At 67.3% G+C, this 16,598-nt stretch carries 15 protein-coding genes and 1 pseudogene; 13 read left to right on the top strand and 3 right to left on the bottom strand.

The annotated features are described in order from the left end of the window. The first annotated feature begins 520 nt into the window (after nucleotides 1-520). Entirely contained in the window at nucleotides 521-1,444 is a 924-nt protein-coding gene (locus ABT130_RS37410) for a GNAT family N-acetyltransferase (RefSeq protein WP_350963765.1), read from the top strand. A gap of 594 nt (nucleotides 1,445-2,038) precedes the next feature. Here ABT130_RS37410 and ABT130_RS37405 read toward each other — a convergent pair. Together ABT130_RS37405 and ABT130_RS37400 are read right to left on the bottom strand one after the other, a co-directional pair. Then, complete coding sequence (locus ABT130_RS37405) at nucleotides 2,039-3,106, bottom strand: LLM class flavin-dependent oxidoreductase (RefSeq protein ID WP_350929567.1); 1,068 nt, start codon at nucleotides 3,104-3,106, stop codon at nucleotides 2,039-2,041. A 173-nt stretch (nucleotides 3,107-3,279) separates the two neighbouring features. Further along, complete coding sequence (locus tag ABT130_RS37400) at nucleotides 3,280-3,798, bottom strand: flavin reductase family protein (RefSeq protein ID WP_350929657.1); 519 nt, start codon at nucleotides 3,796-3,798, stop codon at nucleotides 3,280-3,282. A 189-nt stretch (nucleotides 3,799-3,987) separates the two neighbouring features. Here ABT130_RS37400 and ABT130_RS37395 point away from each other — a divergent pair, with 189 nt between their 5' ends. From ABT130_RS37395 to ABT130_RS37380, 4 genes and pseudogenes are all read left to right on the top strand, one after another. Continuing rightward, complete coding sequence (locus ABT130_RS37395; protein ID WP_350963762.1) at nucleotides 3,988-4,923, top strand: hypothetical protein; 936 nt, start codon at nucleotides 3,988-3,990, stop codon at nucleotides 4,921-4,923. A gap of 57 nt (nucleotides 4,924-4,980) precedes the next feature. Further along, a complete protein-coding gene (locus ABT130_RS37390; protein WP_350963759.1) occupies nucleotides 4,981-6,567 on the top strand; it encodes a class I adenylate-forming enzyme family protein in 1,587 nt (528 codons plus the stop codon). Then, nucleotides 6,564-7,823, top strand: a complete 1,260-nt coding sequence (locus tag ABT130_RS37385) for an NAD(P)/FAD-dependent oxidoreductase (RefSeq protein WP_350963757.1) — start codon at nucleotides 6,564-6,566, stop codon at nucleotides 7,821-7,823. The genes ABT130_RS37390 and ABT130_RS37385 overlap by 4 nt, the downstream gene beginning before the upstream one ends. Nucleotides 7,824-8,131: 308 nt before the next feature. Next, nucleotides 8,132-8,355 (top strand): annotated as a pseudogene (locus tag ABT130_RS37380) (transposase); the annotation flags it as partial. Nucleotides 8,356-8,483: 128 nt separating this feature from the next. Here ABT130_RS37380 and ABT130_RS37375 read toward each other — a convergent pair. Then, nucleotides 8,484-9,515 (bottom strand): zinc-binding dehydrogenase, encoded by a 1,032-nt coding sequence (locus ABT130_RS37375; protein WP_350963755.1) that lies wholly within the window; start codon nucleotides 9,513-9,515, stop codon nucleotides 8,484-8,486. A 297-nt stretch (nucleotides 9,516-9,812) separates the two neighbouring features. Between ABT130_RS37375 and ABT130_RS37370 the strand changes: the two genes are divergently transcribed. From ABT130_RS37370 to ABT130_RS37335, 8 genes are all read left to right on the top strand, one after another. Next, complete coding sequence (locus ABT130_RS37370; RefSeq protein WP_350963752.1) at nucleotides 9,813-9,971, top strand: enoyl-CoA hydratase-related protein; 159 nt, start codon at nucleotides 9,813-9,815, stop codon at nucleotides 9,969-9,971. A gap of 173 nt (nucleotides 9,972-10,144) precedes the next feature. After that, on the top strand, nucleotides 10,145-11,644 hold the full coding sequence (locus tag ABT130_RS37365) for an amidohydrolase family protein (protein WP_350963750.1): 1,500 nt from the start codon (nucleotides 10,145-10,147) through the stop codon (nucleotides 11,642-11,644). Further along, nucleotides 11,641-11,838, top strand: a complete 198-nt coding sequence (locus tag ABT130_RS37360) for a ferredoxin (RefSeq protein ID WP_350929553.1) — start codon at nucleotides 11,641-11,643, stop codon at nucleotides 11,836-11,838. The genes ABT130_RS37365 and ABT130_RS37360 overlap by 4 nt, the downstream gene beginning before the upstream one ends. Continuing rightward, nucleotides 11,835-13,049 (top strand): cytochrome P450, encoded by a 1,215-nt coding sequence (locus tag ABT130_RS37355; protein ID WP_350963748.1) that lies wholly within the window; start codon nucleotides 11,835-11,837, stop codon nucleotides 13,047-13,049. Before ABT130_RS37360 ends, ABT130_RS37355 begins: the two co-directional genes overlap by 4 nt. Then, entirely contained in the window at nucleotides 13,039-13,983 is a 945-nt protein-coding gene (locus ABT130_RS37350) for an SDR family NAD(P)-dependent oxidoreductase (protein WP_350963746.1), read from the top strand. Before ABT130_RS37355 ends, ABT130_RS37350 begins: the two co-directional genes overlap by 11 nt. Further along, nucleotides 13,980-14,966, top strand: coding sequence for an SDR family NAD(P)-dependent oxidoreductase (locus tag ABT130_RS37345; protein ID WP_350963743.1), 987 nt, complete (start codon nucleotides 13,980-13,982; stop codon nucleotides 14,964-14,966). Before ABT130_RS37350 ends, ABT130_RS37345 begins: the two co-directional genes overlap by 4 nt. Nucleotides 14,967-15,029: 63 nt before the next feature. Continuing rightward, nucleotides 15,030-16,271: a cytochrome P450 gene (locus ABT130_RS37340; protein WP_350963740.1), complete on the top strand. Its 1,242-nt coding sequence runs from the start codon at nucleotides 15,030-15,032 to the stop codon at nucleotides 16,269-16,271. A 123-nt stretch (nucleotides 16,272-16,394) separates the two neighbouring features. Next, a partial coding sequence (locus tag ABT130_RS37335) for an ATP-binding cassette domain-containing protein (protein ID WP_350963737.1) occupies nucleotides 16,395-16,598 on the top strand: 204 nt, incomplete at its 3' end.

Genomic DNA, 16,598 nt, shown 5'->3' with positions numbered 1-16,598 from the left:
TGTCCGACGTTCGCGGAATTCCCTCCGTGACGCGCGGCGCGCTCCGGAACCTGTCAAGATCGTTAAGGCAGGTGTTCGTATGACGGCTGCCGGCTGGTTGATCCAGGCCGCGCCCAGGATGGGTGGCACGGCGGCGACGAAGCGGACGGGCCCGGTGAAGAAGCCGGCGAGCGGCCCGCACCAAGGCACAGCACAACGGCGAACCCCGATACCGTCCTGCCCCGCGCATCGAGGCGAGGGCATCGCCCACCCCACTCCACGCCCGCCATCGCGCCCGGCGGGCGGGCGATGCCCTCGCGTGGCAGGGGTTCGGGGGCGGCGGCCCCCGAGAGCAAAGACCGCACGATCACCCAGCAGCCGACTGTCTCGTGCCACCGAAGTTCGAGTAGTGGGGACGTGTGCCGGCCAAGAGGGCGATTGGGGGAGATCGCGGAGGTGGGGGCGTATCTCGCGCTGTGCATGACAGGCCTGCATCCGGAAAGATGTTGCCGCGCGCCGCTTGCCTTGGGACAGTCCCGGCATGCAGATACGCGCCGCGATGATGAACGACCTGACAGCCCTGACGGAGCTGTTCCAGGCGATCGAGCTGGCCGAGATCGGACGTGCAGAGACCAACGAGGCCGACATCCGGCAGATCCTGATCATGCCAGAGCTGGATCTGGAGCGACGTAGCCGCGTATATGAGAAGGACGGTGACATCCTCGGCTTTGCCGCGCTCCATCCCGCTCCGCACGCCGACCGGCTCCGCGCGCACCTTGGAGTGTCACCCGTCGCCCCGGACTCCCTGACCGATGCGCTACTGCGGCAGATCGAGGAATGGGCACACAAACAGACCGCGACAGCAGGCCGAGAGCGTGAGAGCGTCACGCTTTTCCAGATGCCTCAAGCTCTCGCCACGCCCGCGCTCCAAGATCATGGCTGGCACGTTGTCCGTCGTTACAGCCGCCTGATCATCGACTTGAACGGCGAACGGCCCTCCCTTCCGCAGCTGCCGGCCGGAACCGAGATTCGGATCGCGGCTGGTGACGACGATCGGCGCCGCCTGCACGCGGTGCTGGAGGAAGCGCTGAGCGGACACTGGAACCACCACCGTCGAACGTTCGAGGAGTTCTGGGCCGATCAACAACAGCGAGACGGTCACGATCCCAGCCTGTGGTGGATCGCCGAGGTCGAGGGAACCCCAGCGGCTGGGCTGATCGCCCGCTCGCAGCCGAACCGCGGCTGGATCGCCTGGCTGGGCGCCGAGCAGCGTTACCGAGGGCGAGGATTGGCCCGCTGCCTTCTGCTCACCGCGTTCGCCGAGCTAAAGGCATGTGGTCGCCACATGGTCGGTGTCGATGTTGACAGCGCAAACGATACGAACGCCACGGGTGTTTATGAGGCTGTCGGCATGCGCGTGCTCGGCCAGGCCGACCAGTGGCAACGGGATATCAACCCTAGTTGAGGGTCTGTCGAACCACTCAAGGTTCGGTAGCACAGAACACCGACCGGTCAGGGTGGGGCCATTTCAAGCCGCCACATTTTCACCTAGTGATCAACAGACGGGTCCAGCTGAAGCCGTCCTAGCCAACCGACAACCTGTCCGGCCACAACAGCGTCTCCACCCGCGAATGGCTCACCGAGCACCCGCGGATCCAGCAGGTGTTCATCCCCAAAAGGCGCCTGCCGGCTCAACCTGCAGGAAGCCTGGTGGCGCATCTTCCGCCGCCAGGCCCTGGCCGGACAGATCCTCGCCGACCCCGATGAGGTCGCCTACGTCACCGCCATGGCGACCACCCAGCTCAACATCCGCGCCCGCCCCTGGGCTTGGGGTCGCCCGGCCCCCCGAGCCTCGTCAGCGTCGACGTCGTTTTTTGAGGAACGGAGCACTGGCACCGGTGAGGATCACGGCGGATATGTCGTCGCAGTACCGGAACGAACTGAGGAGCTCAGCGATTCGACGGTAGGTTACGCGCGCCGGCGCGTTGACCGGCGGGCGGCCGGTCGATGGTGGCCTGGGCAACGCGACCGCGTTGGCCCATCCGGATGCCACCGTCGGTCATTTCCACTGCTGCACCACAGGAAGGATTTCCTCGCTGTAGAGGAGGAGATTCTTTTTAGATGTCTCAAACGGGATTCCCGAGTAGGAAAAGAAGCTGATCAGGGTGCCGGCACCAACCGCGTCCTTGATCCACTCAAGCTTTTCGAGACACTGTCGCGGCGTTCCCTGGACGTGCAGGTCGCTGTAGAAACGGGCGGCCTCGTCCTTCCCGGACGTCTCGAGTCGGTCCGCGACCTTGGCGTAGTAGGAGTAGCCCTTCTGCTTGGAGAAGTGTCGACCGGCCAGCTCGTAGTGCTCCATCACCCGGTGGTAGTACAGCGCCGAATAGTGCTCGCCCTGCTCGTTGGCGTACGCCTCGTCCGGGTCACAGAAGACATGCGTGGCGACGATGGGCGCCGGGGCGTCGCGGTTGGGGTGGTGCTTGGCAAACTCCTCGCGATACATCGCCACCTCGCGGATGACCGTCTCCCACGGCTTCTGCGGAATGATGATCAGCCCGGCGCCGAGCCGCGCCATCGACAGGACAGACTCCGGGGAGACAGCCGCTCCGTAGGTCCGCCCCACGAAGGTGCCGGTCGGGCGCGGGTGAAGCTCCCGCTTCGGGATGGAAACGTGCTGCCCCGAGGACTCGATCACGCCGGTCTCGAGCGCGTTAAGGATGGCCACCGCCGACTCATCGAACACCTCGCGCGAAGACGACATGTCGGCGCCGAGACCGTCGAACTCGACCTTGCCCAGCCCGCGGCCGAGGCCGAGCCGGAAGCGGCCGTTCGACAGGTTGTCTACCATCCCGATTTCACCCGCCAGGCGAGCTGGGTTGTGCCACGGCAAGACCACGACCATCGACCCGAGTTCGACCCGTTCGGTGCGGCCGGCCATGTAGGCCAGGAACTGCAGCGGATTCGGGATCATTGAGTAGTCAGTGAAGTGGTGTTCGACTGCCCACACCGAGTCGAAGCCGAGCGGCTCGGCCATCTCGGCCAGGGCCACGTCCTCGCGATAGACATCCTGGTCAGTGCCCTGCTTGCCGGTGCCCATGAAAAAGAAACTCAGTCCAGTCTTCACCGATCCATACCTTTCGCGCTTCGCGCGTCGCAGGGACGTCGCCCCGGTGGGCGACCGAGCAAACTCTAGCGTCAATACTGCTGTTGAAAAGACTACGTGATGATGGATCTTGCGTATCCGAGGCGGCCGCTTGAGGGCAACGCGCCGAAGTCAGTGAACATGAGGGTGAACTGTCAGGAGATCTCGTGCCGGCCGCGATAAAAGAGCAGCGGGCCGGCGCTGCGCTCGACCGCGAGGGCGCGTACTCGGCCTACGCAGATGTCGTGGTCGCCCCCGGGGTAGATGGCTTCCACATCACAGTCGATCCAGGCCAGGACGTCGACGAGGCGCGGTGACCCGCTACCGGTCGTGTCCCAGCTCAACCCGGCGAACTTGTCTCCGCCGGATACTGCGAACTGGCGGCACACTGCCACCTGGTCCTGCGCGAGAACGTTTACGCAGAATGAGCCCGCGCGCTTGATCTCCGGCCAGGAGGAGGAGGAGTTGGCTGGACAGAAGCCGACGAGCGGCGGGTCCAACGAGACGGAGAAGAACGAGCCAACCGCCAAGCCCACCGGCCCCGAGGAGCCGGTCGCCGCGATGACGGTCACTCCGGTGGGAAAGTGACCCAGGACGTGTCGGAATAGCGCCGGATCCACATCTAAGGCCGCCGCTGAAGGTTTGGGCGCCGTGACGTCTCGAGCAGTCGACATAGTCAGCACACTAGCCTGCCTCTGCGCAATATTCAACGCTTGTGTTGATATAACGATTGTCCAATCACGCTGTGAGTGATCGATTCAACATCGATGTTGTCTTCGGGTCGGTTTGGCGGTTCAATGTGGTGCACGGGTGCCGACGCACGGGACAGGCCCCGACAGTCATCCGATCGAGGGGATCGCGCCGTGTTGGTGCACGAGGCCATCGCTGCCGCAGTGGCCGATTGCGGCGTCACCACCATGTTCGGGCTCATCGGCGATGCCGGCGTCATCGCCTCGGCCCGCCGCCCGCTGGTCCTGGTGGGCCGGGGTGCTCTCGACAAGGACACCCGATCCGCCGTCCTCGAGTTCGCACAGCGCCTGGACGCCCCGCCGGCCACTACCCTCCGGGCGTGCAACCTGTACCGCGCCAACGAGGGCTCGGCCGGCGTGTTCGGCACATTGTCGACCGATCGCGGCACACAGACGATCGCTGACTCCGACTGCGTGATCGCCTTCGGAGCGAGCCTCGACACATGGACGACCGGCCGCAACGAACCGACCGAGCGCAAGGCGGTCGTCCACGTTGACATCGACCGCGCCAAGCCGGGCCGCGACAGCACCCCCGCCACAGCGGTCCACGGCCACGCAGCCAGGGTAGCCCCGGAATTCATCGACCGGCTCGACGCCGGTGAGCTTACCGTCCGCCTCTTCCGGGACGAGGTGCTCGCACACACGTCCCCAAACGATCTACGCTGGACGGCGCCGCTGCGGGACCGGCTGGATTTCGCCGGAGTCCTCAGCGCGCTTAACGCCGCGCTCCCCGAAGCGTGGATGGTCGCATTTGACGGCGGGCGGCTCCTCGGCGAGGCGTTCAAGTACACTGACACCCCCGGCGCCGCCCAGCAGGTGCTCTCCACATCGTTCGGCGCGGTCGGCCTCGGCATGGGCTCCGCGATCGGCGCCGCGTGCGCCACCGCCGAACCCACTGCGCTGGTCACCGGCGGCGGCAGCCGCCGTGGCGGAGTCGATCGGGGCGCGCGGCATCACCGTCGACTCCGTCGGGGACGTCCCTGCGGCGATCGCCGCCGCGGACGCCCAGGACACCACACTCGTCGTCGACGTGCAGGTCGGGCCTGGTGACGTGCCGGAAGTTCCGCATTAATACCGACAGCCGCACAAGGGAAGGCCGCGCAGAGTATGCAATCGCCGACCGACATCGGATCCAATCACACCATCATCGACCTACTCGATCGTACGGTGGCCCGCTTCGGCGACCGCGTCGCCATCGTCGATGGGCCGACGCGTTACACCTATCGCGACCTTCGCGACCGCGTCGATCGAGCAGCGGCAGGCCTGCGAGCACTCGGCGTCGGAAAGGGCGATCGCGTGGCGATCTGGCTGCCGAACCGGGTGGAGTGGGCGGTCGCCTTCTTCGGCGCGGTTCACGCCGGCGCGGTCGTGGTGCCGATAAACACCGTGCTCTCCGTGCCCGAGGCGCAATATCAGATCGAACAATCCGGCGCCCGAGTGCTCGTCGTAGCCGACGAGTTTCGTTCACGTAGCTACCTCGACGATGCCCTGCGCATCCGGCGACTCCTGCGCCGCGATCTCACCGTCGTGGTTGTGGGCGGCTCTACCTCGCGCGAGGTCGTCGATTGGGCGGACGTCGAGCGGGATCGCCCCGAACGCCTCAGCCCATCCTCGCCTGTTGAACCCGCCGACCCGGTAGTGATCCTCTACACCTCAGGTACGACCGGCCTGCCCAAGGGCGCCGTCCATACTCATCGATTCCTGCCGTCGCTGCTCAGCGCCGCACAACGGCTCCGGCTGACTGAGCAGGACTGCGTCGTTCTCTATCTCCCGCTGTTCCATGTGTACGCACTCATGGCCGGCTTGGTCCTGCTGACCTCCGTCGGCGCAAAGCTCGTGCTGATGGAACGCTTCCAGAGCACGCAGTCGCTGGAGCTCATGGCGGCAGAACGAGCCACGGTCGTCTATGGTGTCCCGACGACCTACATCGACCAGCTCAACGACCCCGCCATCGACTCCTTCGATCTCTCCTCGGTCCGGGTCTCGATCACACCGTTTGCGTACGACCTCGCCCAGAAGGTCAGCGCTCGATTCGGCCGCTGCCTCAACTGCTTCGGCATGACGGAGACGGCGTCGATGGCGCTGCTTCCTCAACTCGACGATCCATCGGAGACTGCCCTGCGAACCGTCGGAACGCCGCTCGACGGGCTCGAGGTCAAGGTCGTCGACGACCTGGGGGCGCCGGTCATGGCCGGGACCCCCGGATCGCTGCGGCTGCGAGGCCCCTTGATCACGACCGGCTACCACAACAAGCTGGAGGAGACCGCCAAGGTCTTCGACGAGGACGGCTGGTTCAACACCGGCGACATCGCCTGGACCGACGCCGACGGCAATGTGACCTTCGTCGGCCGCCACGGCGACGCCTTTCGGGTCGGTGGTGAGAGCGTCGACCCGGTCGAGGTAGAGACGGCGCTGCACACGCACCCCGTCGTGGACCGCGCCGCCGTCGTCGGTATCCCCAACGAGCGACTCGGCTTCGTACCCTGCGCGTGGGTCCAGCTGCACAAGGGCATGACCGTCGCGCCGGAGGAGTTGGTCCGGCACGCCGCCGACCGGCTGGCGAGCTTCAAGGTTCCGCGGATTGTCAAGTTCATCGACCAGCTGCCCACGACTCCTAGTGGCAAAGTGCAGAAGTACCGGCTGCTGGAAGCGTCGGCGACCTCGCCTGACGAGAAAGAGCAGGTCGGGCGATGAGCGACGGGACCCTCGTCGTCGGGGCCGGCCAAGCTGGTCTCAACGTCGCCTTGACACTACGGCGGTCGGGATACCACGACCCGATCACGCTCGTCGGCGAGGAGCCGTGGCTGCCCTATCAGCGCCCCCCGCTCTCCAAGGGTTTCCTGCTCGGCGAAGTCGCCGAGGACAAGCTTGCCCTGGCGCGCCCGGAAGTCTTCCGAGACGGTGACGTCGAACTGGTGACCGGCGACGCCGTGGTCACGGTGACCCGGCCCGAGGACCGGAGCGCCGGCATCGCGAAGACGCGCTCCGGCCGCACGATCCGCTACTCCAGACTCGTGCTCACTGTGGGCGGCACCCCAACTCGGCTGCCGATCGAGGGAAGCGACCTAGACGGCGTCTTCTATCTCCGTACCATCGACGACTCGCGGGCCATCCGCGCCGCGCTTGCCGATGGGCCACGCCGGGTAGTCGTCGTCGGCGGAGGTTTCGTCGGCCTCGAGGTCGCGGCCAGTGCCCGTAGGCTCGGGCACTGCGTTTCGGTCGTCGAGGCCGACCAGCGGTTGCTTGCGCGGTCGGTCGCCCCGATGGTCTCCGAGGCTCTGCTGGCCGCCCACCGCAGGCGCGGCACGGATGTGTACCTCACCGCTCCCGCCGGTCGGTTCGCTGGGCAGGGTGGGGTCGTGACGACTGTGCAGCTTGCCGACGGCCGGTGCCTGCCGGCCGACGTCGTGATCGTCGGCGTCGGCCTCACGCCGCGACTGGAGCTTGCTCACCAGCTTGGCCTCGCCTGCGACCGCGGGATCTTGGTCGACGAATCCGGCCGCACGAGCAGGCCATTCGTGTGGGCGGCCGGCGACTGTGCTCAGTTTCCCGATCCGTTGACCGGCGCCGGGTCAGTTCGGCTGGAGTCTGTGCAGAACGCTATCGACCAGGGCCGCGCCGTCGGGACCGATGTCGCCGACAAGGGCGGTGTTTACTCAGCCGTACCGTGGTTCTGGTCCGATCAGGACACGCTGAAGCTGCAGATTGCCGGACTGGCGGACGACTTCGACGAGCACCTGCTGTTCGGGAACCTTGACGAGGAGCGCTTCTCGGTCGTCTATTTCCGCCGCCAGGACTTGGTGGCGATCCACGCTGTGAACCGACCCAAGGACTATTTGGCGGTCCGTCGAGCCTTGGCACAACGGATACCGGTAAGCCGACAGGCCTTCGCCAATCCCGAGGTGGCTCTGACGGAGGTGATAGACCGAGCGATGGCCGAACATCGCTGATCAACGCGTCCGGTTCACCGTGGGGGATGCGGCCACCAAGGCCCCTGCTCGCCTCTGGGCCGGTAGGGGCTACGGCGGCGTGGATCACGGGCGGGGCGTGGTCGGTTCGCAGTCCGCCGGCTGCGGCCGTATGTGCTCGGCCGCAGCCGGAGCGCTGGTGGTCATCGGCCCGTCGTTGCTGATCCGGGCAGTGTCGTGATCTGCGACCACGTCCAGTTGGCGCTCCCCGGAACCGGGTCTTGCCCCTGAAGTGTGGAACCTTGAATACCGGATGATGGAGATCCGGAGACAAGGAGTTCCGCGCGGCGATGAAGTCGTATCCGCCGGAGTTCAAGGCGGACGCCGTCGCGTGGTATCTGTCCGATCCGGCGTGGACGCCGATGTCGGTGGCCCAGGGCTTGGGGATCAGCCGGGAGACGCTGCGTGACCGGGGGTACGTCAGGCCCAGGCGGATGGCACGGCGGAGAAGCCGGCGAGTGGCCCGCTATCGTCCGAGGACATGCTGGAGGAGGAGAACAAGCAGCTCAAGGCGGTGCCGACGCGGGAGAATGCGGGTGTCCACGTCCAGCGCGCGGCCGTTGGCGGGTTGTTCGGCCCGAGTGGGTGCTGCGGTGAGGACGCGTCGGCGACGACTTTTCAACACAGCTGTTGCCTATTGGGCTACTCCGCGACCGTAACCGTCATCTTCCCGATGTTCTCCCCGGCCATCATCCCGACGAACGCTTCGGGCAGGCTTTCCAGACCGTGGCGCTCCGTCTCCAGCACGCGCAGAGATCCGGTCGCGATCCAGTGCTGCAACTGGGCCTTCGCGGCTGGGAAGAACTCGGAGTACTGGGTCCAGGCGAAGCCCTCGAAGCTCAAGCCTCGCAGGTGGATCGGCTTGATGTCGACCTTCAGGCCGCCATCAGGCTCGCCGTAGGTCGCGATCTGCCCGCACTCGACGACCCTGCCGCGGAACGGCATCTGGTCCATCACGAGCTGCGACAGCTCCCCGCCAACGTTGTCGAAGTAGATCGACGGGCCGCCGGGTATGAGCGCACGGAGCCGGTCGGCCAGGTCCTGGCCTCGGTAGACCAGGGCGCCGTCGAACCCGAGTTCCCCCGTCAACACCGCGGACTTGCGTTCCGAGCCCACCAAGCCGTACACCTTGGCACCCAGGATTCGCGCGATCTGCCCGGCCACTGAGCCGACGCCCCCCGCCGCTCCGGAGATCAACACCGTGTCGCCGGGTCTCGGTCGCGCGACCGCCATCATGCCGAAGAACGCCGTGTAGCCGGTGTTGCCAAGCACACCGAGGTGATGCGAGAGCTTCACGTCGGCCGGGCGGGCGTGGGTGAGCCCGTTGCCCGCGCCGAAGCCCGCAAGTGGGCCTGCGACGGAGTAGTCCGCCCACGCGAAGCGGCCCTTCACCAGATCGCCCTCGACGAAGTCGTCGTTCCGGCTTGCGATCACCCGCCCGACGCCGCGAGAGTGAATGGGCTCGTCGAGCGCGAACTGCTGGTTGTAGAAGTCCGAGCGGCCGGTCATCGAGCCACGCAGGGTGGGATCGAGCGAGAGCACCAACGTCTGGACCAGCACGCCACCGGGAGGTGGTTCGGGCACCGGCCCGGTCCGCAAGGCGAAGTCGTCCGGTACGATCGCACGTCCTTCGGCGTACTGCCGCAGCGAAACGTACCTCGTGGTTCGACCCATCTGGCCCTCACAGAACTCTCGCGCCCCTTCGAGGGCGCCCCTGCCGACTGGCCGAGAGTAGCAGCATGCGCGCCAATCGCCAACGCTTACGTTGAATTTGTGCGGCCCCGCGGTGCGGATGTGGATTCCTGTCAGGATCGGTGAAGGCTCTCATCCCACGCTGACTTCGCCGGCAGGTCGCGGGAGGACTGGTGCTGGAACTCGGCGGAAGGCCGCCCTGGTCGACATCGTCGGCCGTGGCGCGTCGGCGCCTGCGTCCGAGGTGTCGGCATGGCCACCCGCGAAGCCTGCTGAGGCGTGCGGCACTGCGCGGTTCCGGTGATCTGCGCGGTGAACGGTGCCGCGATCGGGGCAGGCCTCGCGCTTGCTGCCGCGAGCGACATCGTCGTCACCTCAGAGTGGACCTTCTTCGCTATCACGGAGATCGACGTGGTGGCGAAGGCCTCGATCCTTTAAGGGACTTACTGGCATCGGCACCGTCCGAATAGCCTTGGACAGGAGTTTGCCGGTGACGCGGCCCGGGGACGCGCTGCGCGGCCGGTGGGCCGCAGGCGAGCCCGCGATCGGCGGCCGGTGCTCCAGGGGGCGCGGCCTGCCGAGGCGATGCTCGACGAGAGATCGCCGCCTGGGTGGAATGGGGCGCGACACATCTGAACCTGTGCGCCTCGACGTATCCGGTCACATGGGCGGAGGGTCGCCTGGTTCGTAAGACGGACCCCTCGCAGCATGTCGAGGCGCCGAAAGTCGCCTGCGGGTATTTTCAACACGAGTGTTGGCAACCGGTGGAGGCGTGGCCTATCATCTGTGTCACCCGAGGTCAGGTCGTGCCTTCCGCCACCGTCCGCGCGGTCAACGGCCGGGGCACAGCGCATCAAGGAGGAAGCGTGACGGATCTATCAGCGGAAACACTCGATCTCCTGGACCATACCCTCGACATCGACGCGCACGAGATGACGCCCTCGCACCTGTGGGGCGAGGTCTTCGGTGCGGCCGCAGCCCGCATCGCCGAGCTTGCCGAGCCGGTGCTGAAGAAGACCGGTGCCAACGACTTCTATAACCCCGGCGTCGCAGGTGACCTCGAGGAGATCACCGACGAGAACGTGTGGAACATCCGGGGCAGCCGAGCGCCTGGCGCGTTCGACATGACCCGACGCATCGCGGTCATGGACGTCATGGGTGTCGCGCGTCAGTTCGTCTTCCCGAGCTTCGCCCTGTTCGCCAACCACCTGTACGCGGGCAACGAGGCGACCCACCGTGACCGATACGGCCTGACGTTGCCCGAGGACGAGATCCGCAAGCTCGGGCTCGACGGCATCACCGAGTACAACGACTGGGTTGTGCGCGAGTCGCAAGTCGACCCCGAGCGGGTGCGCCCCGTCGCCTACGTGTCGCCGGGTAGCTCTCCTGAAGAGCTGTTCGAGCAGACCAAGGACCTCATCGACCGCGGCGTACTCGCGATCAACCTTCCTGCGGGCGAACCGCCGGGCGGCCGATCGCCCGCCAGCCCCGACCTCGACCCGTACTGGCAGATGCTGGCCGACCGCAACATCGCGGTGCTCGTGCACGTGGGCGGCGAGACGGGCTTCGTGAAGTCGCCGGACTGGAGCCGGGCGCCCGCCTTCAAACCGGGCAAGGTCGAGAGCCACGAACTGGGCTCCGAGCCGTTCTCCTTCGCCACCGTCTCGTTCCCGATCTGCAACTATCTGACGGCGATGACGCTCGGCGGTGTGTTCGAGCGGCATCCGAACCTGCGGTTCGGCGCGATCGAGATCGGCGCGGGCTGGCTGGGCCCGTGGGCCGACAACCTCGACATGTGGGCGCGCGACGTCTACGCGGCGCGCATGAAGCCATTCATCTCGAAGCTGCCCTCGGAGTACATCGCATCGAACGTACGGGTCACCCCGTTCAACAACTTCGAGCCGGTCGACAAGTACTTGGCGGCCTACCCGCACCTGCGCACGAGCTACTGCTGGTCGACTGACTACCCGCACATCGAAGGTGGCAAGGACATCAAACGCAAGTTCCTGAAGATGCTCGCGCCGATGGGCGACGAGGTGATCCAGCAGTTCTTCGTCACCAACTCCGAACTGCTGCTGCCCCCACTCACAGAGATCAAGAAGAACGCATGAGGGTGTCAGTGGATGGGGACCGGTGCGTTGGTTCCGGCCAGTGCGTCGCCTTCGCCCCTGACGTGTTCGCTCAGCGCGACGATGGGTCCGCGGAGGTGATCATCGCGCATCCGTCGGCCGACCACGAGGCCGTCGTCCGCGAGGCCGCGTACTCGTGCCCGGTAGTCGCCATCGAACTGAGTGAGGAATCATGACAGCAGGATCGAGGGCGGACGTCCTCGACGAGGAGGCCGTGCTCGCGCACCTTGCCACGCCCGAGTTCAACGACGACCCCACCGCGGTCTACCGGTTCTTCCTGGCGCACCCCGGCTGGTATTCGCCGTCCGGCTACCGGGTGTTCGCCCGTTACGACGACGTGCGCACGATCCTGCGCACCGCCGACGTGTTCGGACAGCCGGGCCGCAAGGACGGCAACTTCCACACCGCCGACCCACCCGAGCACACCCGCCTGCGCAAGCTGGTGACGCATGCGTTCACGTTCCGGGCGATCAAGCAGCAGCGCGACTTCATCAGCGAGGTCGCCACCGAACTGCTCGACGACATCCGCCCCGTTGGGCGGATGGACCTCGCCACTGACTTCGGCGCGCTTCTGCCAGGGCGGGTCACCGCGAAGCTGCTTGGCGTCGACTACCAGGACGGCGCGCGGTGGCAGAGCTGGCTCGAGGCGATCAAGGCCTCGCGTGGGGTGGTGCACTACCTGGCCCCCGATCCGGCGGAGATCGAGCGTATCGACGCCGCCGCGGCCGCGGCGGCCGCGGGTACCGCCGACTACCTCGCGGGCTTGATCCGGGAACGGCGGGCGGGCACGGGGTCCGACATCATCAGCGTGCTGCTCTCGGCCAAGGAGGGCGACGACACGCTCACCGAGAAGGAGCTGCTGTACACCCTGCTCCTGCTGCTGGGGGCGGGACTGCACACCACGAGCGCGCAGATCGCCACCACGATGGCGCTGCTGTTCGCGCACCCCGACGTTCTGGAGCGGGTGCGGGCCGACCCGGCACTCGTGCCCGCCGCGGTGGAGGAGGCGTTGCGCTTCGACGGGGCGCTCCAGGCGGAGTATCGGGTAGTGCGGGTGGCCACCCAGATCGGCGGGGTAGAGCTGCAGCCCGGGGAGAGGGTACTCATCGTCGTCGGCGCCGCCAACCGAGACGCGGCGAAGTTCGCCGACCCCGACGTCTTCGACATCGACCGTCCCAACGCCAAGGACCACCTGACCTTCGGCTCGGGAATCCACCGCTGTCTCGGTGCCGAGTTGTCCCGAGCCGAGCTGGAGATCGCTGTGACGCAGTTGCTCACGACGCTACCCGACCTGCACGCCGCGGGTGCTGCCGTACGCCACCACTACAACCGCTGGCGCGGGCTCGCCTCCATGCCGGTCGCCTGGTCGGTGCGCGATGGGAGCTGAGCTGCGCTTCGACGGCCGCGTCGCCGTCGTCACCGGCGGTGGGCGCGGGCTGGGCAGAGCGTTCGCGCGGCTGCTCGCAGCCCGTGGCGCCGCTGTGCTCGTCAACGATGTCGGCGTCTCCAGCGACGCCGACCGCTACCCGCCCGAACCCGACGCCGCAGAGGCGGCGATCGCTGTCGCCGCCGAGATCGTCGCTGAGGGTGGCACCGCCGTCTCGAGCACTGCCGACGTCGCCGACGAGCACGGTGCGCGCTCGGTGGTCGACGAGGCGCTGGCCGCGTTCGGCCGGCTCGACATTGTGATCAACAACGCAGGAATCGTGCTCGACGGTGCGTTCCTCGACCAGACGGTCGACGACCTACGCGCGCTGTGGTCGGTGCACGTCGGAGGCGCGTTTCGGGTGACGCGCGCGGCATGGCCGCATCTCGCCGGCCAAGGCTACGGGCGCGTCGTGAACGTCGGTTCGATCGCGGGTCTGCTCGTCGGCGTCGGGGGACACAGCGCCTACGACGCTGCCAAAGGCGGGCTGGCGGGCATGACCCGCTCGCTCGCGACCGAGGGTGCCCCTCTCGGCATCCAGGTCAACGGGTTGCTGCCGACTGCGACCACCCGGGCCGCGCTGTCGGTGCAGCGCTCCTACGACCGGGGCATTGCGTTCGAGCCCGAGCAGGTCGCCGCTGTGGCCGCCTGGCTCGCGCACGAGGAGTGCCCGGTGTCGGGTCGCTACTTCGCCGCCGGCGCGGGTCGCGTCGGCGAGGTGTTCACGTCAGCGGCGCGCGGCTATCAATGCCCGACGCCCGCCGCGTTCACGCTGGAGCACGTGCGCGATGAGTGGGCCGCGATCAGGTCGACGGCGGACGCGATGTCGCCCGCGACGGTCGCCGAGTACAACGCGTTCCGCATTGGCATCTATCAGGATGTGGTGGGGTCATGACCGACCAGGTGCGCTTTGACGGCCGCGTCGCCGTCGTCACTGGGGCCGGGCGAGGGCTCGGCCGGGAGTTCGCATTGCTGCTCGCCTCGCGTGGCGCCGCTGTCGTGGTCAACGACATCGGTGTCTCCGCCGATGCCCAGCGTTACGTGGGCGTGAGCCACGGCGGTACCGAGTTCGGCGGCGACGCCTATGCGGGCGGTGTCGCCGACCAGGTCGCTGCCGAGATCAACGGGCTGGGTGGGCGGGCCGTCGCCGACCGGAGCAGCGTGTCCGACCCGACGGGCGCGCCGTCGATCGTCGAGAAGGCGCTGGAAAGGTTCGGCCGCGTCGACATCGTCGTCAACAACGCAGGCGTCGTGATCAACCGGCCGCTGCCGGAGCTGACCGAAGCGGACCTGATGAGCGCGCTCGATGTGCACGTCGTGGGTTCCGTCCAGGTGTTGCAGGCCGCCTGGCCGCACTTCGTCCGCCAAAACTACGGACGCGTCGTGAACGTCTGCTCCGTGGAGGGCGTACTCATCGGCAGCGCGGGCTTCGAGGTCTACGCCGCCGCCAAGGGGGCGCTGATGGGGCTGACGATGGCGCTCGCCGCGGAGGGCGCGGGGGCGGGTATCGGCGTGAACGGTCTGTTGCCCGGCGCCATGACCCGCGGCAACGCGTCGGTGCAGCCTGCCTACCGGCGCTCGTCCACCATCGACCGCGGACCGCAGCTGGTGGCACCCGCCGCCGCCTGGCTCTGCCACGAGGACTGCGACGTCACCGGTCGGTTCTTCGCCTCCACGGCCGCGAGCATGCGCACCGTCTTCACCTCGGCGGCGGTGGGCTACCAGTCGCCGAACCCGGGAGCCTTCTCCCCGGAGGAGGTGCGCGACAACTGGGCACAGGCCTGTGCCCAGGCACCCGCACTCTTCCCGGAAGACCCGACGGCCTTCAACGCCTTCCGGCGTGAGATCTATGAGGAGAAGGTCGGGGTACCGCGATGAACTCAACCGCCCAGGCGCCTCGTGGGCGCGGGTCGATTCCTGCTACTGATTGAGGAGCATGTCATGTCCACGGACACCGAATCCGTCGCCGAGCTGGGAGCGACCTTTGACCCGTTCGAGCGCCAGACCGTCGATGACCCGTTCCCGGTGTGGGCCGCGGCGCGGGCGGTGGCGCCGATCTTCTGGTCGGAGCGGATCGACGCCTGGGTGGTGACCGGCCACGCGCTCCTGGAGGAGATCTTCCGCGACGCGAAGCGGTTCCCCAGCGGTGGGCTGGGTGTCATGACCCCGCCCCCGCCGGAGATCGCGGAGATCCTCTCCGCGATCGATTACGTCTCGCCGTTGCGCGCCACCGACCCGCCCGACCACACCCGTCAGCGCCGACCCACCCTCGCAGCGGTGTCGCCTCGCCGAGTCGCCGCGTTGGAGGAGCCGATTCGCGAGATTGCCGACGAACTCATCGATAAGTTCGAGGGGAATGGAAAGGCGGATTTCTACCGAGAGTTCGCCTATCCGTTCCCGCTGCAGGTGATCTCGAATCTGCTGGGCTTCACTCGCGAAGATGCCGACAATCTGCACAACTGGGCGGCGGCTCGGGTCAGATTGGCCTGGGGGAAGATGGAAATGGAGGAGTGGAAGCGTAATGCGCGCGACATGGTCGCCTTCCACGACTTCATGAAGGCTCAGGTGCTCGACCGCCGCGACAATCCGCGTGACGACGGCCTCACCGACTTCGTGCAGAGTGCGCTGGCGGCGAAGGAGCCGATGACGATCCCGGAGATCGTGGAGCAGTCGATCGCGCTGGTGACCGGCGGGCACGAGACCACGGCCAACTGGCTGACGCTGAGCATGTTCCACATGCTGTCGCATCGCGAGCGCTGGGAAGCCGTCGTCGCGGGCAGGTACACGATGGCGGAGCTGGTGGAGGAGTCACTGCGCTATGACAGCGCGGTGCGCGCGGTCTGGCGCAAGGCGGCCCACGATCTGCAGATCGGTGGCGTGGAGATCAGCGAGGGCCAGCGGCTCTACTGCGTCAACGGCGCCGCGAACCGCGACCCTGCCGTCTTCGAGAATCCCGACGACTTCTGCCCCGGCCGGGGGCAGGCCCGTCTGCACTTCACGTTCGGTCGTGCCTCCCACCACTGCATCGGGGCCAGCCTGTCACGGCTGGAAGGCACCATCGCCTATGAGACGCTGGTGCGGCGGCTGCCCAGCATTCGACTGACCACGGGCGAGCTGCGCTGCGAGGACAACGCGACGCTGCGGGTCACCACCGGCCTCGACGTGGAATGGGACCTGCCGTAGCGGTGCACGCCTGCCGATAGGCCGGCGACGCGCGGAAGGCACCCCACTATGGCCGGTGCACGAGGACGGTCGGCAGGTGGTGCTACAGCACTGCTCGACCTGCCGGGAGTCGCGATGCAGGGGATGGGGCGCACGTTCCCCGCTGCCACCGGAGATGTCGTCGCCCTGCGGGAGGTCGATCTCGACATCCCCGACGGTCAGTTCTGCTGTCTCGTCGGCCCATCCGGCTGCGGTAAGACGACCCTGCCGCGCATCCTCGCCGGGCCGGCCAAGCCGGGCGCCGGCCGCGCGGTTGGTCGTGTTCCGCACCGTCTTCCATGGAAGACG

Origin of the sequence: Streptosporangium sp. NPDC001681, assembly GCF_040298085.1 — a bacterium.
Lineage (GTDB): Bacteria > Actinomycetota > Actinomycetes > Streptosporangiales > Streptosporangiaceae > Streptosporangium.
The sequence above is the reverse complement of the archived record's forward strand: the minus strand, read 5'-3'. Positions and strand labels throughout refer to the sequence as shown.

Excerpts from the sequence above, each read along its gene's own strand:
- ABT130_RS37410 (WP_350963765.1), top strand. The coding sequence starts at position 521 with ATGCAGATACGCGCCGCGATGATGAACGACCTGACAGCCCTGACGGAG.
- ABT130_RS37400 (WP_350929657.1), bottom strand. The coding sequence starts at position 3,798 with ATGTCGACTGCTCGAGACGTCACGGCGCCCAAACCTTCAGCGGCGGCC.
- ABT130_RS37390 (WP_350963759.1), top strand. The coding sequence starts at position 4,981 with ATGCAATCGCCGACCGACATCGGATCCAATCACACCATCATCGACCTA.
- ABT130_RS37385 (WP_350963757.1), top strand. The coding sequence starts at position 6,564 with ATGAGCGACGGGACCCTCGTCGTCGGGGCCGGCCAAGCTGGTCTCAAC.
- ABT130_RS37375 (WP_350963755.1), bottom strand. The coding sequence starts at position 9,515 with ATGGGTCGAACCACGAGGTACGTTTCGCTGCGGCAGTACGCCGAAGGA.
- ABT130_RS37360 (WP_350929553.1), top strand. The coding sequence starts at position 11,641 with ATGAGGGTGTCAGTGGATGGGGACCGGTGCGTTGGTTCCGGCCAGTGC.
- ABT130_RS37355 (WP_350963748.1), top strand. The coding sequence starts at position 11,835 with ATGACAGCAGGATCGAGGGCGGACGTCCTCGACGAGGAGGCCGTGCTC.
- ABT130_RS37350 (WP_350963746.1), top strand. The coding sequence starts at position 13,039 with ATGGGAGCTGAGCTGCGCTTCGACGGCCGCGTCGCCGTCGTCACCGGC.
- ABT130_RS37345 (WP_350963743.1), top strand. The coding sequence starts at position 13,980 with ATGACCGACCAGGTGCGCTTTGACGGCCGCGTCGCCGTCGTCACTGGG.
- ABT130_RS37340 (WP_350963740.1), top strand. The coding sequence starts at position 15,030 with ATGTCCACGGACACCGAATCCGTCGCCGAGCTGGGAGCGACCTTTGAC.